The following is a 25,863-nucleotide window of genomic DNA, read 5'->3' on the forward strand; positions in this document are numbered from 1 at the left end:
TGGTTGTAACATATGTTACACTACATTTTATTTTGTTGTGTAATTTTTTTCTGAATTAAAGAAGGAGCGCATTTGCTATCGTAAAAACAAACTGCTTCAGAAGTTCTGACAAAAAGATTCTCCGCTCCAATTACATCAATAATACCACCTGAATAAATAATATCTCTTGTTGGCCCAATAGCCCCTGATATGAAAAATTTCACACCACGTTCTTTTAATTTCGAAACGAGCTGCAGTAACATCAAATTTGCGCTACTATCAATATGACTAATTGATTCTGCATTCAAAACAACAGCTTTTAACCCATCTCCTTTGGCGGCAATTAATTTGGTTAATTCTTTTTTGAAATAATCTTTATTTCCAAAGTATAACTGAGCATCAAAACGTATAATTACAAGATCTTCTCTTATAGCAATATCCTTTTCAAAACGAGAAACGTTCTTGTAATAATCACTTCCTTTTACATTTCCTAAAACAGCAATATGTGGTTTAGACGTTCTGTAGATCAGTAAAAAAATTGAGAACAACACTCCTAATAGTATTCCTTCCTTTACCCCCATAATAAGAGTGATTAGAAAAGTAAAAATCAATAAAAAGAATTCATCTTTTCTCTTACGGTATAGTCGTTTTGGATACTCAAAATCAATTAAACCACTAATTGCTACCATTACTAATGCGGCAAGTACAGCTTTGGGTAAATTATAAAATAAAGGAGTTAGAAACATTAGGGTTAACCCAATAATTATCATACTCACTAAAGCACCTAAATTTGTTTTTCCTCCTGACTGAACGTTTACCGCTGTTCTTGAGAAACCACCAGTTGTTGCATAGGCTCCAAAAAAAGATCCTATAATATTCGCCGAACCTAAGGCTATCAACTCTTGATTTGGGTCGACCTCATAATCGGACTGTTTCTCTTCAAAGGATTTACTAACCGCAATCGCCTCCATAAAAGCTATTAAAGCAAGTGTTAAAGCAATAGGGAAAAGCTGTTTTACTCTTTCAAAAGCCATTGTTGGTATTTGTACCTCTGGTAATCCTTCTGGTATAAAACCAATAACTGATACCCCTTTAGCCTCTAAATTCATGAAATAAGATATTATTAGAGATACTACAACCAATAGCAAGCCACTCGGTATTTTTAATGAAATTCTTTTTAGAAATACAATACTCAAAATACTAATAGAACCAATTATTAAAGTCGGCATATGCACCGTTTCCAAAGCACTTATTATAGAACCCAACTTGCTGAGAAATGTAGCTTGATTGGTAATCTCTATTCCAGAAAAATTCTTTATCTGACTGACTCCAATAACGAGAGCAGCTGCAGATGTAAATCCGTTGATCACCGGTTTGGAAAGAAAATTAACCACAATTCCCATTTTAAGCAGACCTAATAGCAATTGAATTATCCCCATAAATAATGCTAAAAAAATCGCCGCAGCTATATAGTTTTCAATACCTACAATGCCTAAGGCTCCTAAACCACTTGCTACTAATAAAGAATCCATCGCTACAGGCCCTACCGCCAAAACGGGTGAGGTTCCCATCAACGCATAGACTAATTGTGGCATCAAAGCTGCATATAACCCATATTGAGGAGGTAACCCAGCAATCATCGCATAAGCCATTCCTTGTGGTATTAACAATACTCCAACCGTAGCACCGGCTATCAAATCATTTTTCAGGTAACGACCTTTATAACTACCGATCCAATTAAGAATCGGAAAAAATTGTTTGAGCATAATTTTGTTTTGGACAAAATTAGAGGCAAAATTTATTGCGTACAGTAACATAAGTTACACTTGTATAGAAAAACCCCAGCTAACTAAATAACTGGGGTTTCATTTTTCAAGCTTGTTATTATTTCTTTGCTATTAGAGAACCTAACAACTCTAAACACAATTCTGAATTTAATAACCACTTCTAAAAAAACTAACCAATCTAAATATGAAATTTATATTTCATTCAAAGTTATCACACTGATCCTCCGTGTTCTAAACTAACTAGGTGAAACGTCTTTTTTAATAAGTGAAGTGACTTAGAACCTATCTCAAGCATTTTAAAAAAAACTCACTTCAAAAAAAACTAAATTTTAGGCATAAAAAAAATCCTGGAACCTAACAACCAGGATTTTTTTAAACTTTGAAATCGGTTTGAATTTTCTATAAAACAGGAGAACCTAACAACTCCTTTTTTAATTTTCAAAAAGTCAATAATTTCAAAATTACTAAACCAACCTAAATATGAAAATTTTTACTTATTTATACTTCAAAGATACATTACAACTATCTTCAATATCAACCTAACTGGGTGAAACGTCTTTTTTAATAGGTGAAGTGACATAGAACCTATCTCAAGCATTTTTAAAAAAACTCACTTCAAAAAAAACTAAATTTTAGGCATAAAAAAAATCCTGGAACCTAACCAACCAGGATTTTTTTAAACTTTGAAATCGGTTTGAATTTTCTATAAAACAGGAGAACCTAACAACTCCTTTTTTAATTTTCAAAAAGTCAATAATTTCAAAATTACTAAACCAACCTAAATATGAAAATTTTTACTTATTTATACTTCAAAGATACATTACAACTATCTTCAATATCAACCTAACTGGGTGAAACGTCTTTTTTAATAGGTGAAGTGACATAGAACCTATCTCAAGCATTTTTAAAAAAACTCACTTCAAAAAAAACTAAATTTTAGGCATAAAAAAAATCCTGGAACCTAACAACCAGGATTTTTTTAAACTTTGAAATCGGTTTGAATTTTCTATAAAACAGGAGAACCTAACAACTCCTTTTTTAATTTTCAAAAAGTCAATAATTTCAAAATTACTAAACCAACCTAAATATGAAAATTTTTACTTATTTATACCTCAAAGATACATTACAACTGTCTTCAATATCAACCTAACTGGGTGAAACGTCTTTTTTAATACGTGAAGTGACATTTTACCTTATTGAAGTTAATTCTTATTATTTTTATGTGATTTTAATCTTAAACGAAATACCTAAGAATAGAAAAAGGCCCAATCAAATAAATGATTGAACCCTTTTCGATCTCAGGGTAGTCTAGTTGCTGTAATAGTATGTTCTAACCCCTATACCACAACAATATTTCCCAAACTACAGCTGAAAAAAAAATCAACTAATATTAACTTACAAAAACTAACCTCAACTAAAAATTAGCTTTTGATATGAATCAAAATTAATAAAGTGATCAATCAAATAAATTAATACCAAAGTGAAATAACCTAAACCACAAATCAAATGACTTAGAATGTCCTTGAAATAAAAATCCCTTTCACTATGGAAAGGGATTTTTATATATTACTTATGAGATTCTTCTTTTTCGTATCGCTCCATAATCGCGTCGATACTTTTTATAGATTTTTGAAGCCAGGCCAAATAAATTTCATCCGTTTCCTCTTCATTCAATTCCCAATCAATTTCTGCTTTTCTCATGCGTGTGGAGACATCTTGTAATACGATTGCCGCAGCAACCGAAACATTCAAACTTTCTGTAAAACCATACATTGGTACTTTTAAGTGACCATCTGCTTGTTCTAACATCATATCTGACACTCCTTCTTTTTCAACACCAAATACAAATGCTGATTTTTTAGTCACATCAAAATCACCCACAAATTTTGAAGACTCATGAGGGGTTGTCGCTATTATTTGATATCCCTTCGCTTTAACAGCGTCTATACAATCTTGCGTATTATGTATCTTATCGTTGTATTTATGAAAGGTCATCCATTTTTGTGAACCTTTTCCTACTTGATTAGACATATAAGTCTTGTACTTATTTTCAATAATATGGATATCTTGAATACCAAAAACTTCACAGCTTCTAGTGATTGCACTTGTATTGTGTTTTTGATACAAATCCTCTAAAATAACAGTAAAATGCCTCGTCCTTTCTTTTAAAACCTTTTTGAAAATCTCCTTTCTTTCTTCAGTAACGATATTCTCCAAATACTGAATTAACTTTTTAGTATCCATAACGTTTTATTTTTTAATAATTTCCGCTATCGAAGTATATAAATGACCTTTTGTCATAATTCCACCTTTTTCAATCAGTCCAAAGATCTCCTCATTTCTGTCTTTAGAATAATCTTTATGTGCATAAAAATATTCCAAACTAGCATCGCCGGCATTTTTACTTAACCAATCTATTCCTGTTTTTTTCAAAAAATCTATTTCAGAGTTATTCGTTTTCACCATAATTCTTTCTATCAACGTTTCCTGACATTTGAACAAATTGATACTCGTTTTGGAATAATGTTCTACAAACTCAGTTTTAGTAAGCACATCATCCCATACTAAATCACTAAAAATATCCAACTCTTCCTGAGCCATTTCTGGCTTATCCTTTTTTATCGTTTGCCATTCTTTCGCATCAATCTTTTGAGAAGCCAAAAAACGTGCAAATTCTTCATGTAGTTCTTCAAACTGTTCCTTCGTAAGTTGTCTATATTTCATAATATTAATAGGCTATAATTATTTACTATGCAATTGCATTAAATAGTGTTTCACACCATGTTCTGGGCTAGAGTAAACCTTTTTTGAATCCTCTTTTAAGAAATTTTTGGCCCCTTCCATCGAAGCCTGTGCCAAGAAAATAACATCCACTTGATCTTGATACTCTAAAATAGTATCCGCAATAGTCTTCGAATAGGCTTCAAAATCATCAGATTCATAATATTGCCATGCTGCAGAACAATCAATATTTATCAGGCATATTTCTTTATTTAGATTTTCGGCTTGCGTTGTAAGTAAATTTTCACTTATTGCTTTTGTAGATTTTGCTGTATATGCTAATCCGATTTTTTTATATTCTTTTACCAAAAATGATGCGATAGGCAAATCTATTCTTTCAATAGTATCATTTGCATCACATTCTGCCCCATATGTTGAACAAGTACAAATTATCAACGCTGGATTGATCTTTTTTATTTTGGCTACTTCATCGGAAAATGTATCAGAATCTGTGCTTCCCTTTTCTAAAGCAGTGGTTAAAATCTCCTCATTTACAAAATGTCTAATCTCAACCTCCTGGTCAAACTTCCTAACTAATTTTTCAAATTTATCAATATGGATGTCTGATGTATGTAAAAATGCTATCATTTATTTTTCTGTTGTTTGCAAATATCAGTTATCTGATTCATCCTAACAAATAAGCTACTTTATTTTGCAAAAAAAATCCACCAACTCAAACGAGTGGTGGATTTTAATATGTGTGTAATTTAAATTACTCAGCAATGATTTCGAAAGAGATCTCAGCAACAACTGATCTATGCAATCTTACAGATGCATTGTATTTACCAGTTCTTTTGATCAATCCACCAGTAACTTTGATGAATTTTTTCTCAATTTCAACACCAGCTTTAGAAATTGCTTCAGCAACATCTATGTTAGAAACAGAACCAAATAATTTAGTTCCTTCACCAACCTTAGCAGTAATTTTAATTTCTAATCCTTTGATTGCTTCTGCTACTTTTGTAGCCTCTTCTACAACTTTAGCTTCTTTAAAAGCACGTTGTTTTAAGTTTTCAGCTAATACTTTTTTAGCAGATCCTGTTGCTAAAACCGCATGTCCTTGAGGAATTAAGAAGTTTCTTCCGTATCCGTTTTTTACAGCTACGATATCATCTTTAAATCCTAAGTTTTCTACGTCTTGTTTTAATATAACTTCCATGTCGTATCTACTTTATTATTTTAATAAATCTCCAACATAAGGCATTAATGCCAAGTGACGAGCTCTTTTGATTGCTACAGACACTTTACGTTGGTACTTTAAAGATGTTCCTGTTAAACGACGAGGTAAAATTTTACCTTGCTCATTTACTAAATACATTAAATAATCTGCATCTTTAAAATCAATGTACTTAATTCCATTTTTCTTAAATCTACAGTATTTAGATTCTTTTTTAGTATCGATATCTAACGGAGTAAGGTATCTTACATCACCTTGTTTTCCTCCTTTTGCTTGTTGATCAATTGACGCCATAATTCTTATTTTTTAGCAGATTTAACACGTTCTCTTCTTTTCTCAGCCCAAGCAGCAGCATGTTTATCTAACTTTACAGTCAAATAACGCATAACGCTATCATCTCTTCTGAATTCTAATTCAAATGCAGCTAAATTAGCTCCTTCTAAATTAAACTCAAATAAGTGATAAAAACCACTTTTTTTCTTTTGGATTGGGTAAGCTAACTTCTTAAGTCCCCAGTCTTCTTTGTGAATCATCTTGGCACCTTTAGAAACAAGATAGTCCTCAAACTTCTGTACTGTTTCCTTTACCTGAACATCAGATAAAACGGGATTCAAAATGAAAACAGTTTCGTAATGATTCATAATAATATTATTTAAAATTATTTTTAAGGCTGCAAATATAGAATTTATTTCTAAATAAAACACAGTAAAATCTCAAATTTTACACAACAGATAACTTCCTCTACAACAGTAGATTTACAAAATTATAGAAATAAAAAAATCGTTCCTTTTAAAAGGAACGATTTTAAACAACGTATTAATAGAAATATTCTTCTCTATAAAAGAGAAAATTAATTATCAGAGTTCACAGGAACATCAGTTATCTCAGTAGAACCATATGTAAAACCACCTACTCCATTCCAGCTATCATCAATATCCATATAAGCTGTAAAGTCCTGTAAATAACTTCCAATTGCTGGAGGTGGAACTGAAACTACATATTGTCCTTTTAAAGATACAATTTTAGTTACTTTTCCATATCCTGTATATCTAATATTTCCAGTTACATGAACTTGGATAGGCTTTGCGTCGATCGCTTGTGTAATTTCTACTACACCTGAAACTGTATTCGTTGCAGCTACTACCACTAAAGAAAAATGTGCAATAGGTGCTCCTGGCAACCCAACATTTCCAATTGTTCCTTTTGTTAAATATGCAGATGCAATGTTTGTTTTCGATTCAGTTACTGTACTCATAGCGTTTGATTTAATAATTTAATTGTTCCTACTCTATTTTTTTGGTTTTTCGGAATACACCAATTCAAAAGAAATATTTGTAGCTACACTAGAAGGTTTCCTTCTATATTTCTTTCACTAAACTAGCTTTATAAGCTCTACAATTTTTCTTTAATTCCATTAACGCTAAAATTTAGGAATAAGCGTTTTTTTATTTGGTATAAGAAAGTTTCTTATTTGATTATTCTTCCCTCTTTATATGGTCAGTATTTTTGGAAATCTTATTTTTGAACAAAATATATCTTATGCACCCAATTGTAAACCGATTTCTAAAATACATTCAAATAGATACGCAATCAGACCCAAACAACCCTGATTTTCCAAGTACCAAAAACCAATGGGATTTAGCTCATATTTTGGTTGATGAATTAAAGACCATCGGTATGCAGGATGTTTCTTTAGATGACAATTGCTATATCATGGCTACCCTACCCAGTAATATTGACAAGGAAGTACCTACCATTGGTTTTGTAGCTCATATTGATACGAGCCCTGATTTTTCCGGAACGAATGTCAATCCACAAATACACGAAAACTATGATGGGAAAGACATCGTGCTAAATAAGGAAAAGAATATCATTTTATCTCCGGATTATTTTGAAGATCTACTTTTATACAAAGGTCAGACACTTATCACCACAGATGGAACAACTTTGCTTGGGGCAGATGACAAGGCCGGTGTTACTGAAATTGTTTCTGCCATGGAATATCTTATAAAAAACCCACAAATAAAACATGGAAAAATAAGAATATGCTTTACCCCTGATGAAGAAGTTGGAAAAGGAGCACATTTGTTTGATGTTGAAAAATTTGGGGCAGAATGGGCCTATACCATGGACGGAAGTGAAATTGGTGAGTTAGAATATGAAAATTTTAATGCTGCAGGAGCCACCGTCACTATCGAAGGTAAAAGTGTACACCCTGGTTATGCAAAGGGTAAAATGATTAATTCAATTCTAATTGGAAATGAATTTGCTGCCTTGTTACCTACCAATGAAGTTCCCGAACAAACCACAGGATATGAAGGATTCTTCCATTTACACACCTTTTCAGGGGATATTGAAAAAACTGTTTTAGAATATATAATCCGTGATCATGATTTTGAATTATTTGAAAAACGTAAGAAAACAATATTAGAGTTTGCTGAAACTATCAATAAAAAATACAACTCCTATATCATCTCGATTGAAATAAAGGATCAATATTTCAATATGAAAGAAAAAATAGAACCTGTTATGCATATTGTTGATATTGCAAAACGTGCCATGGAGCAGCTAGAAATAAAACCTATTATTAAGGCCATACGGGGAGGAACTGACGGTTCACAGTTATCCTTCAAAGGGCTACCATGTCCAAATATTTTTGCGGGTGGACATAATTTTCATGGAAAATACGAGTATATTCCTGTTGAATCTATGATCAAGGCAACTGAGGTGATTGTCAAGATTGCAGAAATCGTAGGAAATACAGAGCAGGTTAATTCTTAACTACTCCCAACAATTTTAGTTCCCTATAACCCACTCATAATCAAACACACAATTTGTTTAGAATTAAACAATCTGTATTATTTTGATAAAATCAATCAAAAAGACTTTCTATTTTAAAGAATAGTTGAATCTTTGCACTAGAATATAAACACAATAAAAATGAACAATCATTTACTTTTATCTTTAGTAGAAAAATATGGAGCACCGCTTTATGTTTACGATGCAAACAAAATTGAATCACAGTACAATCGTATGATGAATGCTTTTTCTGGAGTCAAAAACGTAAAGATAAACTATGCGATAAAATCAAATACAAACCTTAATGTTTTAAAAGTTTTAAATCGATTGAATTCTGGTACTGACTGTGTTTCCATACAAGAAGTAAAATTGTGTATACATGCAGGTTTTGATGTAAAAAATATTTCTTACACTCCTAATGGTGTTTCCTATCAAGAGATTGTTGAAGCGAAAGATCTAGGTGTAAAAATAACCTTAGACAATTTATATAGTCTTGAAAAATTCGGATCAGACTTTCCAGATTATCCTGTTGCAATTAGAATGAATCCACATGTAATGGCTGGAGGAAACGCTAAAATTTCAGTAGGTCATATTGATTCTAAATTTGGAATTTCAGTTTCTCAAATTGATGCTATTCTGGAAGTAGTTTCTAAGACAGGGATGACAATAAATGGTGTGCACATGCATACTGGATCTGATATTTCTAATTTAGAAGCTTTTGTTGAAGCTACTGAAATTTTACTGGGAATTGCAAGACAGTTTAAGACCATTGAATTTGTAGATTTAGGTAGTGGTTTCAAAGTTCCTTACAAGCCAGGCGATAATGAAACAGACCTTGAAAAATTAGGGGTTTTATTAGGAGACAGCTTTAATAATTTCTGTAAAGAATACGGAAAAGAATTGACCTTGATTTTTGAACCAGGGAAATTCCTTGTAAGCGAATCAGGAAAATTCTTGGCTACAGTAAATGTAATCAAAGAAACACCTAATATTACTTTTGCCGGTATTGATAGTGGTTTGAATCACTTGATACGCCCAATGATGTATGATGCCTATCAACATATCACAAATATTTCTAACCCTGATGCTGAGGAGCAAGAATATTCTGTAGTAGGTTATATTTGCGAAACTGACACCTTTGGTGCAAAAAGAAATTTAGGAACCGTATCAGAAGGAGATGTTTTATGCATTCACAATGCAGGTGCTTACTGCTTTTCAATGGCATCCAACTACAATTCTAGGTTTAGACCAGCTGAAGTAATGATTTACAACGGTAAGGACTATCTAATTAGAGAGAGAGAAACTATGGATGATATTTTAAGAAATCAAATAGAAGCAAACTTTTAAAAAAGTATAATTCACAAAAAAAGGCGCTATAATTATAGCGCCTTTTTTATTGTTAAAACTAACTTAGTTATGCTCAATAAAATGCATTAATACCTGTTTATTTTTCATCAACTCAATTTGTTTGTCAGTACTACCATTACTTCTTTGCACGGCAGCATCAAAAATATGACTCAAATACAAAGGTGATTTTATACTGCTGTTTTTAAAACTTGGAGCCGTATGACAAGAAAAACAATTTGCCAAAGAACTTACCTTTACTGAATCTAAACTCGGTTCAAAAGTCTGTGTAAACGTCTCCATTGTAGCATTTGCACAGTTCGTAGAACCTCTTAAAAGTCCTAATTCATCCTTCCCTTTGGGCTCAGCTGATGCAATGTTATTGCCTAAGTCAACGATCATTTTTCCTTGATCCTCTGCAGTTTTATAATCCTCCGTATCTAACCATACAGCACCATTACAGAAATAATTTTTGAAAACATCATTTAAGTTGTTAGCAACACATCTATTAATATCTTTGATATTATTTAAATTGCTAGGCTCGCTTTGCGATGTCTTCATAAAAGAACCATCTTTGTTTAAAGGAACTCCGTAGGCAAATAGCTCATAAGCCTCATAAGGTGTTGGTTTCCTTTTGTTTTGCGGAAACAAAACCCCATCAATTCCGGTTGTACTTCCTTTTTTGAACAACAATTTTTCATTCGCTGAAGTCGCTTTATTTTTTGGAAAATCATAGGCTACTGTCATTCCTTTGTGCTGGAATGTTGCCCAAACAAACTCTGGGTGATTCTCAACAACTCCAACAACGTGCATTCCCAACATTGCCACATTTTTCACAGTAAAAGTCTTACCTCCATCTCTACTTATAGCACCAGCAGTTACGTAATAATCAGCAACCTCCTGCTTTGGAAGCGCAGCCACTTCAATCCAAGAAACCTTTAACTCTAACGATCCTACTGGAAACCCTTTGTAATTTACAACAGAGTCCAACTTACCTTTATCCATTTCATTAATATACTTATGAGCAGCATCCATCATGATCGGACTTGTATGTAAAGAATATAAAACTTCGAAAGAGGTATTTTCTGAATTATAATTTGGATTACTTTTCAAAACTTCATTGGAGCATGCTTGTTGATTGTAAATCAAATGTAGATTAGCCCCTGCTCTAGTTTTTATTTCTCCCATAGCATCATCAATTGCAATAATTCTATCTTCTACTAAAAATAGAGGTAATGTATCTACAACATATAACGGTTTCGGTTTAGCCCCATCCATCAAATTAATCTTTCTAGTAACTTCTATAGGTTTAGTCAACCATAAAAATTTTTGCCAAGACCATTTGTAAAAATCTAAATTCGTTACCGTTTTACCATTTGCAAACGGACTATCTTTTCCCTCTTTTGGAGCCGGGGTATTCTTGTGAGGAAACCAGCTCGGCTCAGCAATACAACTTAGCTCTGTTTTTACTTCGTTATAAATTTTCTGCTTTTCCTTTTTGTTACAGGCAACAATACTTAGAAATATCGCAACCATGAATAAATTTAAATTGTTTGTTAATCTGTTCTTTTTCATAATAAATTTAATATATGTAGAATCCAAAGATATTTTTTCTTCCATCTTTAATTTGCCCTAAGTCGTTGTTGTAATATATCCTAGCATAACCGTATAAATTCTGAGCACAAAAACAATAATTGCATAAAATAAAGATCCGAATAGGCATTTTCATAAACTCAAAACCTTCCCTATAAAACCACTGATTTTCTTCAAAAACTTGGTGATTTTTTTTTTCAATATTCAAAGCGCCTTTTTAATAGATTTCTGTATATTTGCAGCATGATTTTTTCAAAGAAAAATACATATACTACATACATTCCTAATTCTTTAGGAAATATTTCTATGTTCACTACTGGAAATACTACTACCCTTTGGGGTTAATCCATTATACATATCAAACAAATCCTATGTCTAAAAAGTTAGACTTAACTTATAGCACGGGTAAAAAACACAAAGAAAATACAAATACTCTCTTTTAAATGAGGGTTATAAAAAATAAAAAATGAAAGTTTTAAAATTCGGAGGAACTTCGGTAGCAAATGCAGAAAACATATCGAAGGTAATCAATATCCTTAATGAAAGTTCTCAACAAGAAAAATTAGTGGTAGTTGTATCTGCCCTTGGAGGTACCACAGACACTTTACTTGAAGCTGGAGACCTTGCGAAGAACGGAGATAGTTCCTTTACGGCAAGCTTTGAAGCTATTGAAAAAAGACATATTGAAGCAGTACGTTCGTTGATTCCTATCGACAAACAATCTGGTGTTCTTGGAGGTTTGAAAAAAATCTTAAATGAATTACAAAGCACTCTGGAAGGAATTTCTTTGTTGAAAGAATTTTCTAACAAAACCCATGATAAAATTGTAAGTTTTGGTGAAAGACTTTCTTCTTTTATTGTAGTAAATGCATTAAAAGCAAAAGTAGAAAATGTAGATATCAAAGATAGTAGAGAATTAATTCTTACAGACGATAACTTTACCCAAGCTTCTGTGGATATTGATACTACTTCTAAAAACATCGTTTCATTTTTTAAAGAAAATAATTCTCAAATTATCGTGATGCCTGGATTTGTTGCTGCAAACAAAGAAGGAGAAACAACAACTTTAGGACGTGGAGGATCTGATTATACTGCTGCAATTATTGCTTCTGCTTTGGATGCTTCCATTTTAGAAATATGGACAGATGTTAGTGGAATGTACACTGCTAACCCTAAACTAGTAAAAGGAGCTTACCCAATTGCTGCTATTTCGTATCAAGAAGCTATGGAATTATCTCATTTTGGAGCAAAAGTTTTGTACCCTCCGACGGTACAACCTGTGCTTAAAAAAGAAATTCCAATGGTGATTAAAAACACCTTTGATGCAGAAGCTCCAGGAACTTATATTTCAAAAAACAACAATGAAAGTAAAACCTTGATTAAGGGAATTAGCCATATCAACGGTGTAAGCTTAATCACCCTTGAAGGAAATGGAATGATTGGAATTCCTGGTTTTTCTAAGCGTTTATTTGAAACTTTATCACAAGAGAAAATAAATGTAACACTAATCACACAAGCCTCTTCAGAACATTCAATTTGTATTGGTATCAATGATTCAGATGCTGCGAAAGCGAAACAAATCATTGACGAAGCTTTTGCTTACGAAATTGCATTAGGAAAAGTAGAACCTCTTCAAGTAGAGAGTGGTTTAGCGATTGTTGCCTTAGTAGGAGATAACATGAAAAATCACCAAGGAATTAGCGGTACTATGTTCAGTACTCTAGGAAAAAATAATGTTAATATTAGAGCGATAGCACAAGGTGCTTCTGAAAAGAATATATCAACAGTGATTGCAAGCAAAAACATAAAAAAAGCATTAAACTCTTTACATAATGAGTTTTTTGAAAACCAAGTAAAACACCTAAACTTATTTGTTGTAGGAGTAGGTAATGTTGGTGGTAAATTAATTGAACAAATTGAAGCTCAAGAGCAATATTTACTTGAAAAACTACAGTTAAAAGTAAATGTAATTGCTTTGTCTAACTCTAAAAAAATGCTTTTTAAAGAAGAAGGTATTGATCTTTCTGATTGGAAAAATGATCTTTTAGAAAACGGTGAAGCCCTAGATTTAAATCAATTTCATGCCAATGTGATAGCTTTAAATTTAGCGAATAGTATATTCGTTGACAATACAGCTAATTATGATATCGCTCAATTATATGCTGGTTATCTAAAAGAAAGTATTGCCGTTGTAACTTGTAATAAAATTGCAGCTTCTTCTGATTACGAAATTTATGCTGAATTAAAATCTTTATCACAGGAATACAATGCGCCTTACTTGTTTGAAACAAATGTTGGTGCAGGATTACCTATCATTAATACACTTAATAATCTAGTTTTATCTGGTGATAGAATTCATAAAATTCAAGCCGTAGCCTCCGGTTCTCTTAACTTTATTTTTAATTCGTTTGTTGGAGATGGAGATTTTGCCAAAATTGTTGATGAAGCAGGTGCACTTGGTTTTACAGAACCTGATCCAAGAATTGACCTAAGCGGTGTAGATGTTGCTCGTAAAATTTTAATCTTAGCCAGAGAAAGTGGTACAAAGATGAATTTAGAAGATATTGAAAATATTTCTTTCCTTCCTAAGGCAAGTTTAGAAGCTGATTCTATTGAAGACTTTAAGAAAACTTTGATTTCAGAAAAGGCACACTTCGAGGCAATCAAAGAAAAAGCAGCTGCAAATAACGCAGAATTAAAGTACGTTGCTGAATTTGTTGATGGAAAAGCAAATGTATCCCTTCAAGAAGTTGATAGTAAGCATCCTTTCTCTAATCTTCAAGGAAGTGATAATATTGTACTTTTCTTTACAGAAAGATATCCAGAGTACCCACTAATCGTTAAAGGTGCTGGTGCTGGTGCAGATGTTACGGCATCTGGAATTTTTGCTGATATTATTAGAATTGGTAGAGGATAACAAACGTATAATAATTGACATGGAAGAAATAAAATTATTCTGTACTGCTACTATTGCCAATGTATCTTGTGGTTTTGATGTATTAGGACTTGCTTTAGACAACGTTGGTGATGAAATGATCATTAGAAAGGTTGCCAAGAAAGGAGTTACAATCACTAAAATTGTTGGACAAGATTTACCTTTAACAACTCATAAAAATGTAGCTGGTGTTGCGGCATTAGCCTTATTATCAAAAGTTGATACTGAATTTGGTTTTGAAATAGAAATTTATAAGAATATCAAACCAGGTAGTGGAATTGGATCAAGTGCAGCCAGTAGTGCTGGTGCAGTATTTGGAATAAATGCGTTATTAGGAAAACCATTCTCTAACCACGATTTGATTGAGTTTGCTATGCAAGGGGAACGTTTGGCTAGTGGTGTTGCCCATGCAGACAATGTGGCTCCTGCCCTATTAGGCGGTTTTACACTTGTAAAAAGTACGGAACCTTTAGAGGTTTTAAAGATACATACACCATCAGAATTATATGCAACTGTAATTCATCCTCAAATTGAAGTTAAAACTTCAGATGCTCGTGAAATACTAAGAGGATCCGTTCCTTTAAAAACAGCTATCAAACAATGGGGAAATGTGGGTGCACTTATTAGCGGCCTATACACAGAAGATTACGGACTTATTGGTCGCTCTCTGCAAGATCACATTGTTGAGCCTATTCGATCTATTTTAATACCTGCATTTGACGCAGTGAAAGAAGATAGTATTAAAGCTGGTGCATTGGGAGCAGGTATCTCAGGATCTGGACCGTCGATTTATGCACTTAGTCAAGGAAAACAAACCGCTGAAAAAGTAGCAGAAGCTATGAAAAACGTATACGAAAATGTTGGTATTGACTATGATGTTCATATTTCAAAAATCAACACAGAAGGAATAAAAATAATTAAATAAACTTCACTTTTAACGAAGTTCACCGAAATTAACACAACATGAACTATTTTAGTTTAAATAAAAAAGCACCGAATACTTCTTTTGAGGAAGCTGTAGTCAAAGGATTGGCTCCAGACAAAGGTTTGTACTTTCCTGAAAGCATTACTCCCCTTTCTAAAGAATTTATCGAAAATATTGAGAATTATAGCAATAATGAAATTGCTTATGAAGCAATCAAACAATTTGTGGGTGATGAAATTCCAGAAAATGAACTAAAAAGAATTATCGAAGAAACTTTATGTTTTGATTTTCCTGTCGTTCCCGTTGATAAAAATATCTCTTCATTAGAGTTATACCACGGTCCTACCATGGCATTTAAAGATGTGGGAGCACGTTTTATGGCTCGTTGTTTAGGGTACTTCAATACGCAAGCAAAAAAACAAGAGGATGTTACAGTTTTAGTGGCTACTTCTGGAGATACCGGTGGTGCTGTGGCTAGCGGCTTTCTTGGAGTTAAAGGTGTAGATGTTGTTATTTTATATCCAAGTGGAAAGGTTTCTGACATTCAAGAAAAGCAATTAACTACATTGGGTCAAAATATCAAAGCTCTTGAAGTTACAGGTACTTTTGATGACTGTCAAGCGATGGTTAAAAAGGCTTTTTTAGATTCTGATCTAACCGATTATATGAAACTAACATCGGCAAACTCTATCAATATTGCAAGATGGTTGCCACAAATGTTTTACTTCTTTTTTGCTTATAAACAATTAAAGGATAAATCTAAAAAATTAGTTTTTTCTGTTCCTAGTGGAAACTATGGAAATATATGCGCTGGAATGATGGCTCAAAAATTAGGTTTACCTATTGAACATTTTGTTACAGGAACCAATGCCAACAAGGTAGTTCCTACTTATTTGGAAACTGGTAAATACGAGCCTAAACCTTCAATTCAAACTATTTCAAATGCTATGGATGTTGGGGCACCTAGTAACTTTATTAGAATTGAAGAAATTCATAACAACAACCTAGAAGCATTGAGAAAAAATCTATCTGGTTTTAGTTACACTGATGAAGAAACTACTGCTGCTTTAGGACACCTCCTCAAAAGTTGTAATTATGTTGCTGAACCGCATGGAGCAATTGGATATTTAGCTTTAAAAAATTACCTAAAAACAAACAACGATGTTCAAGGTATTTTCCTTGAAACTGCACATCCTGTTAAATTTTTAGATGTTCTTTATCCTGGCGTTGCTGAAAACATTGAAATTCCTTCGCAAATAAAAGCGGTAATTGATCTAAAAAAAGAAGCTACGCAAATCAAAGAATACAATGAGTTAAAATCATTTTTAAAAGCTTAAAAAGATTTTTTCAAATACAAAAAACTCGAATATAATAATTTACATTCGAGTTTTTTTTTGAGCTCACTCTATAATTTTGGTAGCATCTTTTTCGGTATTTTTAACTTTTTATCATCGCTTCCTTTTGCAAAATTACTTAGATTATAACTATTCTCTTGAGACCAATCGCATTCAATACGACCATCACCAAGAACAATATTTCCAAGTTTATTTCTAAACCAGGCTGCTAGTTTTTTATATTCCTTAGCAGTTGCCACATTATTTCGTTCATGCGGATCCTTTCGCAAATCATACAGTGCTAATTCTGCTTCTTTTGTTGAACATTCTAGTGCCCATTTGACATTTTGGTTTGGCGATAATTTTCTTTGAGGTCTTGTTCGCATCGAAAAAGCAAAATCTTTTGATCTTATATAGGCTCTTGGACCAGCCACTAAATTTATCTCACCCAACACATACTCTCTTACTTCTTTGTCGTTCTCTAAAAAAGTAAATAAACTCGATCCATCTAAATAATCAAACTTTTTATCCTTAATATTCTCTCCCGACACCTCTAAAATCGTAGGTGCAATGTCAACATATTCTATCAACTGATTTTTAACAATACCACTAGGTACTTTAGTCTTATCCGAAGAAACCATAATCATTGCTCCTTTCGTAGATTTTTCCCATGGACCAAATTTAGCTTCAATTCCTTGTTCTCCTAAATGCCATCCATGATCCCCTACGGTGAATAAAATTAAATACTCTTGATTATTCTCTTTACAATACTCTTTAAAAGTAGCTACTGCATCCCCTATTAGCGAATCGCCATAGGCACAAAATGCATAATAATCTTGAATCGCTTGAATTTTATCTTTCTCCGACATTTCGTGCATATTCAAATTCCTATAAAGTCTTTGCATCTGCGGGGTATAAGTTTTCATATCTCTTACATCAAACTCAGGAATTTTATAAGCTCTATTCTTAAAATCATCCCTAAAAGACTTAGGAGGTAATACTGGTGTATGTGGTAAATGAAACCCTAAATTAACCATTAATGGAGTTTCTGATTCGGCTCCTTTTCTTGGCGCTCCCCAGGTAGTTTTATAGGATCCATTTTTATTATTCAAAAACCTTTTAAACTCTTCTACTATTTTAGCATCAATCGTTTCACCGGCTGGCAATGGGTTTTCTCCACCTATAATAAGATCTTTATTATATCTTTTATAGGCTCTAAGAATTTCAAATTCTTGATCTACTTTCTTTTTTAATTCTTTATCCTCTTGAGAAATCTCACCATTTTTTGTTTTAATTAGATAGGTTTTAATTGTTCCATCAGCATATCTAACTCGTTCCTCAGTTCCTAAATTTTTCCATGTATTCTTAACATATCTAGGTTGGTTCCAAAAATCACCAAGATCATGCTTTTGTATATCGTGCTTAAAGCTAACTTTTGAATTATAATGTTGTGCATCTTTAAACCCTTGGCCTGGTCCCCATTGAAAAATATAACATCCATCCTTACCGAATAAGGCGGTTTTATACCCCTTCTTTTGAAGCTGCTGTGGAAAAGTTGGTTTGATAAAATCAGGCGCCTGATGTGTTGGGTTAAAGGAGTAATGACCAGATCTAAATGGATACCTTCCGCTTACCATCGCCCCTCTTGAAGGACCACAAGCTGGGGAATTGCAATAGGCATTTACAAATAGCACTCCTTCATCTGCTAGTTGATCAATATTTGGAGACGAAACATAGCCCAAAGCACTTTCAGATTGCCCTGTAGTTGCCTTATTAAAACATGACAAAGCATCTGCTCTATGATCATCAGTAACAATCCATAAAATATTTGGCTGAGCTTGAGTCCAACCTTTAAGACTTAAAAACACAAGCAAACAACCGGTATAAAATTTAATATTCATAATTCACTTTTTATAATTTATGATAAATGTACAGAAATACAATTTCAGAAAGAATTGAAGAAAACAGCAATTCTAAATATGTTCAGATAATATCTAGACGTATAAGTTTATATCAAGAACAAAAAACTCTAATTCTTCAATTGTATAACAATCTATAAACTTAAATCTTGTCATATTATGAAAGGATTTCTTTCAATTGCTTCTCAACTTGCATTAAATTTTCTTTAATTTGCACTCGTAATTGATAATAAATCCCAACTCATGAAAAACATACAGTTAAATCATATACATGAATCTTTAGGCGCAAAAATTTTACCTTTTGCTGGTTACAATATGCCAATACAATACGAAGGTGTAAACGCTGAACACAGTGCTGTAAGAGAAAGTGTTGGTGTTTTTGATGTCTCTCATATGGGGGAATTTTTGATTGAAGGAAACGGTGCTTTAGAGCTGATTCAAAAGGTTAGCACAAATGATGCTAGTACTCTTAAAATTGGAGATGCACAATACAGCTGTTTACCAAATGAGGAAGGTGGGATTATTGACGATCTTTTAATCTATCGAATAAAAGAAGACACTTATTTACTGGTTGTCAATGCTTCTAATATTGAAAAAGACTGGAACTGGATCAGTAGTAAGAATACGGCCAATGTTAGCATGCGTAATTTATCAGATGCCTATTCTTTATTAGCTATTCAAGGACCTAAATCGGTAGAGGCAATGCAAAGTTTGACTTCTGTTTCTTTAGCTGATATTAAATTTTATACATTTAAAGTTGGAGATTTTGCAGGAATTGAACATGTTATCATATCTGCAACAGGATATACAGGTTCTGGAGGTTTTGAAATTTATTGTAAAAACTCAGAAGTGGAGCAAATTTGGAACAAAGTTTTTGAAGCTGGTGCCAACTTTGACATCAAACCTGTAGGATTGGCCGCAAGAGATACCCTTCGTTTGGAAATGGGGTATTGCTTATACGGAAACGATATCAATGACACAACCTCTCCTCTTGAAGCTGGGTTGGGTTGGATCACAAAATTTAATAAAGAGTTTACCAATAGTGAATTTCTAAAATCTCAAAAGGACGCTGGAGTTTCAAAAAAACTGGTAGGATTTGAATTAATAGATCGAGGTGTTCCAAGAAAGGATTATGAAATTGTAGACACAAACGGGAATACTATTGGAGTTGTAACCTCTGGAACGATGGGACCAACGGTAAAAAAAGGAATTGGAATGGGTTATGTAAGCTCTGAATTTTCAACTGTAGGAAGTGAAATATTTATCCAAGTTCGTAAAAAACAACTAAAAGCTCAAGTAGTTAAGCTTCCATTTTACAAAAAATAATACCCTAAATAAATGGAAGAGAAACCTAGAATATCACGACTTACTTCCATAATTACTGAGCTACAAACTCGAAAAATAACAACTGCAAAAACTTTAGCTGAAAAGCATCAGGTTAGTATTCGAACCATTTACAGGGATATACGAACTTTAGAAAGCTCAGGTATTCCTGTTTTTACAGAAGAAGGAAAAGGCTATTCTTTGATGGAAGGATACAAACTACCTCCGGTGATGTTTACTGAAGAAGAAGCTAATGCCTTGATTACCGCAGAACAGTTAATTCTAAAAAATAAAGATTCTTCTTTTGCAAACCACTATAGTGAGGCGATTCTAAAAATAAAGGCAACACTTAAATCTCAACAAAAAGAGAAAACGGCTTTGCTTTCTGACAGAGTTTATTTTAATGCAAACTTTCAGCAACAGAAAACAAGTAATTATCTGATGCTCTTACAAACGGCAATAACAAATTTTGAACTGTTAGAAATAAATTATCTCTCCTTGCAGTCAAAAACCACCAATCGGGAAGTAGAACCTTTCGCCCTATATAGTACCCAAGAAAACTGGCTCTTGATTGCTTATTGTCGATTAAGACAAGAATTTAGAATGTTTAGAGTAGATCATATCGAAAATATAAAACGAACTTCAATTCATTTTGATTCACATAATATGACTTTAAAAGAATTTTATAAAAATTTTTACTCGAAGCAATAACCCCTGACATAACTGTGTCATTCATGACGTGTATTTTTGATTCGAATTAAAAATTTAACACCTATGAATACAGTAGAAAAAAACGCACTAACCATTGTTGGTATTGAAACAAGAACTTCTAACCATGCTGGAAAAGCAGAAATTCAAATTCCAAAACTATGGCATGAATTTATGCAAACTCAATCATTAAAAACATTACCGCATAAAAAAGATGAAACCATTTATGCTTTATACACAGATTATGAATCTGATCATAATGGAAACTATACAGTAATTCTAGGTCATGAAGTTTCAAATCTAGACAAAGTACCAGAAGACCTGACTGTAAAAATAATTCCAAAGGCACATTATAAGAAATTCACAGCAAAAGGAGACTTAACCAAAGATGCTGTAATTAATACATGGAGAGAAATTTGGAATACAAATCTAAACAGAACCTATACAACAGACTTAGAGGTTTATGATGAAAAAGCAATGAATCCTACAAACGGCGAAGCTAGTATCTATATAGCAGTACAATAAATAAATGAGGACAGTAAAAAAAAATTACTGTCCTTTTTTAATTTTATAAGTATATATCCACATTAAAGTAAAAGTTGGAACAAAATCTATCGGCAAAGCTTCTTCAATAAAAGAAACCACACCTGCCACTTTTCCTTCCGTTCCTTTATACATTTTGATCATTATATAGAGTGATAATGGAGCCCAAATTACATCAAAAAACTCACCTGCACCAGGTAACAAATATGAGCCCATTCCAATTATATCGCAAAGAATCCCAATAAGCAAATTACTCGATTTACTTAGTTTCATCAGATATCAATTTAAATGCATTGATGCCGCTTATGACAGCTCCTTCCAAATAACCACCATAGCTCTCTGAGGTTTCAGTACCAGAAAACAACAGTTTAGAATCAAAATACAATTCCTTAAAAATAGGATTTCCATACTGAGGACTTAGATAGTAGGATTTTAAACTATCACCAGAAGTATACACATCTTTAGACCAATCCTTTTCTTCATAACTTAGATAGTTGTGTACTTCCTCCCCAAGATATTTTTCTAAAAAATTAAGTATTCTATCTCTTCTAGTATCTGATGATAGTTCTCGCAAGCTCTCGTTTACAAAGCCCTTCAATATAAATACATCTTCTTTATAATTGGTATGATCATACAACTCAACCACCGGGCTAGCCTGTCCTATAACAGTTCCAGAGAACCCCATTTCTTTCCAAAAGGGAGATTTAAAATGTATTCCAACTTTAATCGCATTACTCATCCATGTATGCGTTTGTTCCATAACTATTTTCAGACTATCTGGTAAATTAGGTTGATAGGCTATTTCGGAAGCTAACAATGGTGGTAATGTTGAAACAACTTTTTCCGCAGAGAAATCTGTATTCTCAGTATTTACCAGTAACCTACTATCATGGTTTTTAATCTCTTGTACTTTAACATTCAAAAGTACCTTATCTTCTACCTTCTGATACAAAGCATCTATAAGTCGCTGAGTCCCCCCGATAATTCGTTTAGAAGAAGGCTGAGAGGCATCCATTTCAAAATAATGAGCAGGAGACATAGAACTATAAACCAGCACACTTTTCCCATTTGAAAACTGATCGAACACTTGAATATTTAATTCTTCCAACAGACTTAATAAATTAGTATGATAATTTTGTAACCAAGTAGCTCCAAAATCAATGGAATCTTTAGTAAACACCCTTCCACCTACTCTTGATCTAGATTCTAGAATCACAAAATTTTCTTCACCACTTTGCCTGAGTTTATATGCTGTAACCAGACCAGATAAACCGGCACCAATTATTAAATATTTATATTCTTTCTCCATTTGTTCTAATATACAAAAAGCCTGTTTATAAATTAAACAGGCTTTTATTATAGTCGATATAAAAGTTAGATACTAACTTGTTTTGCTCTAATTTCTAGGTCATTTTCAATTTCTCTTAAACGCCCTAATTCCGTTGCTGTCACTAGAGCTAAAGAAATTCCTTTTTTACCAGCTCTTGCAGTTCTACCACTTCTATGTGTATAATACTCTAGCTGTTCTGGCAACTGATAATGAATTACAAACGCTAAATCTTTAACGTCAATTCCACGAGCAGCCACATCCGTTGCAATTAATATTTGACGTGTTCCATTTTTAAAAGCACGCATTACCTTATCTCGATCACGCTGCCCCATTTCTCCTTCTAATCCACCAACAGAAAATTCATCTTCTTGCAAATATTCTGTAAGATTCTGAACTCCAGCTCGAGTCTTACAAAACACGACTCCTCTTCCATCAGGGTTTTGCTCTAAAAAAGAAACTAAAGCATTATATTTCTCTTTTCCATTAACTACAGCATATTGATGTGTAATATTTTTGTTAATTAAAGTATCTACATCAACACTCACTTTTATCGCATCCGGAGACATGTAAGTGTTAATTATTCTTTTAATTTCTTCTGGCATTGTTGCTGAAAACAACCAAGTATTTCTTGTTCCATTGGTGTAATTAAGGATTCTATTCAAATCCTGTTTGAATCCCATACTCAACATTTCATCAGCCTCATCTAAAACAATTGTTTTAATTTTAGTCAAATCTAATGCACCACGTTCAATTAAATCAACAAGTCTACCTGGAGTAGCCACAACAAAGTGAGTTGGTCTTTTTAACTTTTCAATTTGAACATCTATTTTAACTCCTCCATATAATTCTTCCGAAAATATTTTAGTAGGCGCATATTTTGTAAAACGAAATAACTGCTTATTAATCTGCTGTACCAACTCTCTGGTTGGAGATAAAATCAACGCTTGAATCTCATTTTTGTTAGGATCTATATTTTGTAAAATAGGCAAACCAAAGGCTGCTGTTTTACCTGTTCCTGTTTGCGCTAAACCAATAAAATCAGTTTGTTGTTTCAATAAAACCGGAATAGATTTCTCCTGAATATCTGTAGGTGAAACGATATTATTCTCTTTTAATGCCTTTTGGAAATCCTTAGAAATTCCTAAATCTGAAAATGTACTCAAAATGATATAATTTTAGAATGCAAAGATAGTTTTAATTCTACTTGTAATTTTAGAAAAATGATATTAAAAAAGCCGCTTGAAGCGGCTTTTTTTACTCTTATAAACTAGACGTTAGTTTCTAATTTTATATAGTCTAACAATTCTCTTCGAACTTCCTTCTTTTTAAAGGCACCTCCATATTCTGAAGTCACAGTACTACTCTCAATATCCTTAATTCCTCTAGAATTTACACATAAGTGTTTGGCATCAATTACACAAGCCACATCATCTGTTCCTAAAGCTTCTTGTAAAGCTTGTACCACTTGCATTGTTAACCTTTCTTGAACTTGAGGCCTTTTAGCAAAGTGCTCCACTATCCTATTCATCTTAGACAAACCTATTACCTTTCCTTTTGAAATATAAGCAACGTGTGCTCTTCCTACAATTGGAAGTAAATGATGTTCACATGTAGAATAAACAACAATGTTTTTTTCTACCAACATTTCACCATATTTATAAGTGTTATCAAAAGTTGACAATTCTGGTTTATTAGCAGGATTCAACCCAGAAAACAATTCATTTACAAATGCTTTTGCAACTCTCTTAGGAGTTCCTTGTAAACTATCATCAGTCAAATCCATCCCTAAAGTAGTTAGGATATCTTTTACTTTATCTTGAATAATACTAATTTTCTCTGAATCTGACATATCAAAAGCATCATCACGCAAAGGTGTCTCTGCTGAAGTAGCGATATGATTTTCTCCGATCTCATCTATGTTATCAATACTCATTCCGTTTTTACCTTCAAACATTGTTCTTATATTATGTTGCAAATTTACGAATTAATCACCACTTGAAGTAATTCTTCTAAACTACATTCCTGTTGTTCTCCGCTTTGCATATTTTTTAATGTATATGTATTCGCTTCTATTTCCTTTGAGCCCACTATTACTACAAAAGGGATTTCTCTTTTGTTAGCATAGTTCATTTGTTTTTTCATTTTTGCAGCATCTGGATATAATTCTGCTTTTACTCCTTCTGCACGCAAAACCTTAATAGCTTTAGTAGCATAAAAAGCTTCTTCATCACCAAAATTAATAAATACTACCTCTGGTCTTGGTTTTTCAAATTTTGCGAATAAATTTAATTCTTCAAGAACTAAATATATCCTATCCAAACCAAAAGAAATCCCGACACCACTCATATTTTTTAATCCAAAAATACCGGTAAGATCATCGTAACGACCACCACCTCCAATGGATCCCATTTTTACACCTTCCGGAGCTGCAACTTCAAAGATGGCCCCTGTATAATAATTCAATCCTCGCGCTAAGGTTACATCAACATCTAAAGATGCAGTTTCTAACCCGAGTGCTTCAATTTTATCAACAACAAACCTAAGATCTTTAACCCCTTGCAAACCTTCTTCAGAATTTGCCAACATTTCATCCAGCTGATTCAATTTTTCAGAACTAGAACCGTTAAAAGAAAACAAAGGTGCCACTTTTTCAATCGCTTCTTCAGAAATTCCTTTTCCTAACATTTCTTTCGTAACTCCTTCTGCTCCTATCTTATCTAGTTTATCTAAAGCAACTGTAAAATCAATTAATTTATCCTTGGCTCCAATAATTTCAGCAATCCCAGACAATATTTTTCGGTTGTTGATTTTTATAGTCGTACCGACTAAACCTAACTTACTAAAAACAGTATCATATAATTGAATAAATTCAATTTCTTGCCACAAGGACTTACTTCCTACTACATCAGCATCACATTGATAGAATTCTCTAAATCGTCCTTTTTGAGGTCGATCTGCTCTCCATACCGGCTGAATTTGAAACCTTTTAAAAGGCAATTCTAATTCATTTTGGTGTTGCACAACATATCTTGCAAATGGAACTGTTAAATCATAACGCAAAGCTTTTTCAGATATCTGAGATGTTAACTTCGTACTTTGTTTTTCCGATAACAGCTTTTCATCCGCTTTTTTCAAATAATCACCTGAGTTCAATATTTTAAAAATTAAACGATCTCCCTCTTCACCATATTTCCCCATCAACGTTGATGAATTTTCAAAAGAAGGTGTCTCTATCGGCTGAAATCCGAAAGTTTGAAATACCTGTTTTATAGTACCAAAAATATAGTCACGTTTTGCAACTTCTATTGGAGAAAAATCTCTCGTTCCTTTTGGAATACTTGGTTTTTGTGCCATGATAAAAAAATAAGCTGCAAATATCCGAAAAA

23 protein-coding genes are annotated in these 25,863 nt (G+C 32.9%); 8 read left to right on the plus strand and 15 right to left on the minus strand.

The features are described 5' to 3' along the window. Positions 1-20: 20 nt before the first annotated feature. The 8 genes from AC2DZ0_RS04540 to AC2DZ0_RS04575 all read right to left on the minus strand — a co-directional run bounded on the left by AC2DZ0_RS04540 (position 21) and on the right by AC2DZ0_RS04575 (position 6,979). On the minus strand, positions 21-1,745 hold the full coding sequence (locus AC2DZ0_RS04540) for a SulP family inorganic anion transporter (protein ID WP_484643957.1): 1,725 nt from the start codon (positions 1,743-1,745) through the stop codon (positions 21-23). A gap of 1,587 nt (positions 1,746-3,332) precedes the next feature. Continuing rightward, positions 3,333-4,010 (minus strand): TrmH family RNA methyltransferase, encoded by a 678-nt coding sequence (locus tag AC2DZ0_RS04545; protein WP_484491833.1) that lies wholly within the window; start codon positions 4,008-4,010, stop codon positions 3,333-3,335. A gap of 6 nt (positions 4,011-4,016) precedes the next feature. Then, positions 4,017-4,490 (minus strand): DUF6495 family protein, encoded by a 474-nt coding sequence (locus AC2DZ0_RS04550; RefSeq protein WP_484643958.1) that lies wholly within the window; start codon positions 4,488-4,490, stop codon positions 4,017-4,019. A gap of 18 nt (positions 4,491-4,508) precedes the next feature. Beyond that, positions 4,509-5,135, minus strand: a complete 627-nt coding sequence (locus AC2DZ0_RS04555) for a hypothetical protein (protein ID WP_484643960.1) — start codon at positions 5,133-5,135, stop codon at positions 4,509-4,511. Between the two features lie 124 nt (positions 5,136-5,259). Continuing rightward, the gene (gene rplI / locus AC2DZ0_RS04560; protein WP_484643962.1) at positions 5,260-5,706 is read right to left on the minus strand and encodes a 50S ribosomal protein L9; all 447 of its coding nucleotides are present in this window, start codon (positions 5,704-5,706) and stop codon (positions 5,260-5,262) included. A gap of 15 nt (positions 5,707-5,721) precedes the next feature. Beyond that, positions 5,722-6,018: a 30S ribosomal protein S18 gene (rpsR, locus tag AC2DZ0_RS04565; RefSeq protein ID WP_300320598.1), complete on the minus strand. Its 297-nt coding sequence runs from the start codon at positions 6,016-6,018 to the stop codon at positions 5,722-5,724. Positions 6,019-6,023: 5 nt separating this feature from the next. Beyond that, positions 6,024-6,365 (minus strand): 30S ribosomal protein S6, encoded by a 342-nt coding sequence (gene rpsF, locus AC2DZ0_RS04570; protein WP_152287384.1) that lies wholly within the window; start codon positions 6,363-6,365, stop codon positions 6,024-6,026. Between the two features lie 209 nt (positions 6,366-6,574). After that, a complete protein-coding gene (locus AC2DZ0_RS04575) occupies positions 6,575-6,979 on the minus strand; it encodes a DUF1842 domain-containing protein (RefSeq protein WP_484491837.1) in 405 nt (134 codons plus the stop codon). 284 nt (positions 6,980-7,263) lie between these two features. Here AC2DZ0_RS04575 and pepT point away from each other — a divergent pair, with 284 nt between their 5' ends. Continuing rightward, positions 7,264-8,505, plus strand: a complete 1,242-nt coding sequence (gene pepT, locus AC2DZ0_RS04580; RefSeq protein ID WP_484643965.1) for a peptidase T — start codon at positions 7,264-7,266, stop codon at positions 8,503-8,505. 159 nt (positions 8,506-8,664) lie between these two features. Then, positions 8,665-9,870: a diaminopimelate decarboxylase gene (lysA, locus tag AC2DZ0_RS04585; RefSeq protein ID WP_484643966.1), complete on the plus strand. Its 1,206-nt coding sequence runs from the start codon at positions 8,665-8,667 to the stop codon at positions 9,868-9,870. A gap of 63 nt (positions 9,871-9,933) precedes the next feature. Here lysA and AC2DZ0_RS04590 read toward each other — a convergent pair whose 3' ends face one another. Next, positions 9,934-11,442, minus strand: a complete 1,509-nt coding sequence (locus tag AC2DZ0_RS04590; RefSeq protein ID WP_484643968.1) for a hypothetical protein — start codon at positions 11,440-11,442, stop codon at positions 9,934-9,936. A gap of 484 nt (positions 11,443-11,926) precedes the next feature. Between AC2DZ0_RS04590 and thrA the strand changes: the two genes are divergently transcribed. From thrA to thrC, 3 genes are read left to right on the plus strand one after another with little or no spacing between them, the layout of a single operon-like run. Next, positions 11,927-14,377, plus strand: a complete 2,451-nt coding sequence (gene thrA / locus AC2DZ0_RS04595) for a bifunctional aspartate kinase/homoserine dehydrogenase I (RefSeq protein WP_484643970.1) — start codon at positions 11,927-11,929, stop codon at positions 14,375-14,377. A gap of 19 nt (positions 14,378-14,396) precedes the next feature. After that, entirely contained in the window at positions 14,397-15,320 is a 924-nt protein-coding gene (locus AC2DZ0_RS04600; RefSeq protein ID WP_484491842.1) for a homoserine kinase, read from the plus strand. Between the two features lie 38 nt (positions 15,321-15,358). Continuing rightward, on the plus strand, positions 15,359-16,657 hold the full coding sequence (gene thrC, locus AC2DZ0_RS04605; RefSeq protein ID WP_484643972.1) for a threonine synthase: 1,299 nt from the start codon (positions 15,359-15,361) through the stop codon (positions 16,655-16,657). Positions 16,658-16,725: 68 nt separating this feature from the next. On the opposite strand, the gene AC2DZ0_RS04610 is transcribed toward thrC, so the two are convergent. Beyond that, a complete protein-coding gene (locus tag AC2DZ0_RS04610) occupies positions 16,726-18,555 on the minus strand; it encodes a sulfatase-like hydrolase/transferase (protein WP_484643974.1) in 1,830 nt (609 codons plus the stop codon). A gap of 261 nt (positions 18,556-18,816) precedes the next feature. On the opposite strand from AC2DZ0_RS04610, the gene gcvT reads away from it, so the two are divergent. From gcvT to AC2DZ0_RS04625, 3 genes are all read left to right on the plus strand, one after another. After that, entirely contained in the window at positions 18,817-19,899 is a 1,083-nt protein-coding gene (gene gcvT, locus AC2DZ0_RS04615) for a glycine cleavage system aminomethyltransferase GcvT (RefSeq protein ID WP_484643976.1), read from the plus strand. Positions 19,900-19,911: 12 nt separating this feature from the next. Next, positions 19,912-20,607: a helix-turn-helix transcriptional regulator gene (locus AC2DZ0_RS04620; protein WP_484643978.1), complete on the plus strand. Its 696-nt coding sequence runs from the start codon at positions 19,912-19,914 to the stop codon at positions 20,605-20,607. A 63-nt stretch (positions 20,608-20,670) separates the two neighbouring features. Further along, entirely contained in the window at positions 20,671-21,129 is a 459-nt protein-coding gene (locus tag AC2DZ0_RS04625; protein ID WP_484491847.1) for a GyrI-like domain-containing protein, read from the plus strand. Between the two features lie 24 nt (positions 21,130-21,153). Here AC2DZ0_RS04625 and AC2DZ0_RS04630 read toward each other — a convergent pair whose 3' ends face one another. The 5 genes from AC2DZ0_RS04630 to hisS all read right to left on the minus strand — a co-directional run bounded on the left by AC2DZ0_RS04630 (position 21,154) and on the right by hisS (position 25,831). Continuing rightward, the gene (locus AC2DZ0_RS04630) at positions 21,154-21,420 is read right to left on the minus strand and encodes a hypothetical protein (RefSeq protein ID WP_484643980.1); all 267 of its coding nucleotides are present in this window, start codon (positions 21,418-21,420) and stop codon (positions 21,154-21,156) included. Then, entirely contained in the window at positions 21,407-22,456 is a 1,050-nt protein-coding gene (locus AC2DZ0_RS04635; protein WP_484643982.1) for a flavin monoamine oxidase family protein, read from the minus strand. Before AC2DZ0_RS04635 ends, AC2DZ0_RS04630 begins: the two co-directional genes overlap by 14 nt. 65 nt (positions 22,457-22,521) lie before the next feature. After that, on the minus strand, positions 22,522-23,640 hold the full coding sequence (locus AC2DZ0_RS04640; protein WP_484643983.1) for a DEAD/DEAH box helicase: 1,119 nt from the start codon (positions 23,638-23,640) through the stop codon (positions 22,522-22,524). Positions 23,641-23,744: 104 nt separating this feature from the next. Beyond that, entirely contained in the window at positions 23,745-24,431 is a 687-nt protein-coding gene (gene folE, locus AC2DZ0_RS04645) for a GTP cyclohydrolase I FolE (RefSeq protein ID WP_484491851.1), read from the minus strand. Between the two features lie 23 nt (positions 24,432-24,454). Further along, positions 24,455-25,831 carry a histidine--tRNA ligase gene (gene hisS, locus AC2DZ0_RS04650; RefSeq protein WP_484491852.1) on the minus strand — a complete coding sequence of 459 codons (1,377 nt, stop codon included), beginning with the start codon at positions 25,829-25,831 and terminating at the stop codon, positions 24,455-24,457. Positions 25,832-25,863 lie beyond the last annotated feature (32 nt).

The organism is Flavicella sp. IMCC45668 (assembly GCF_057219105.1).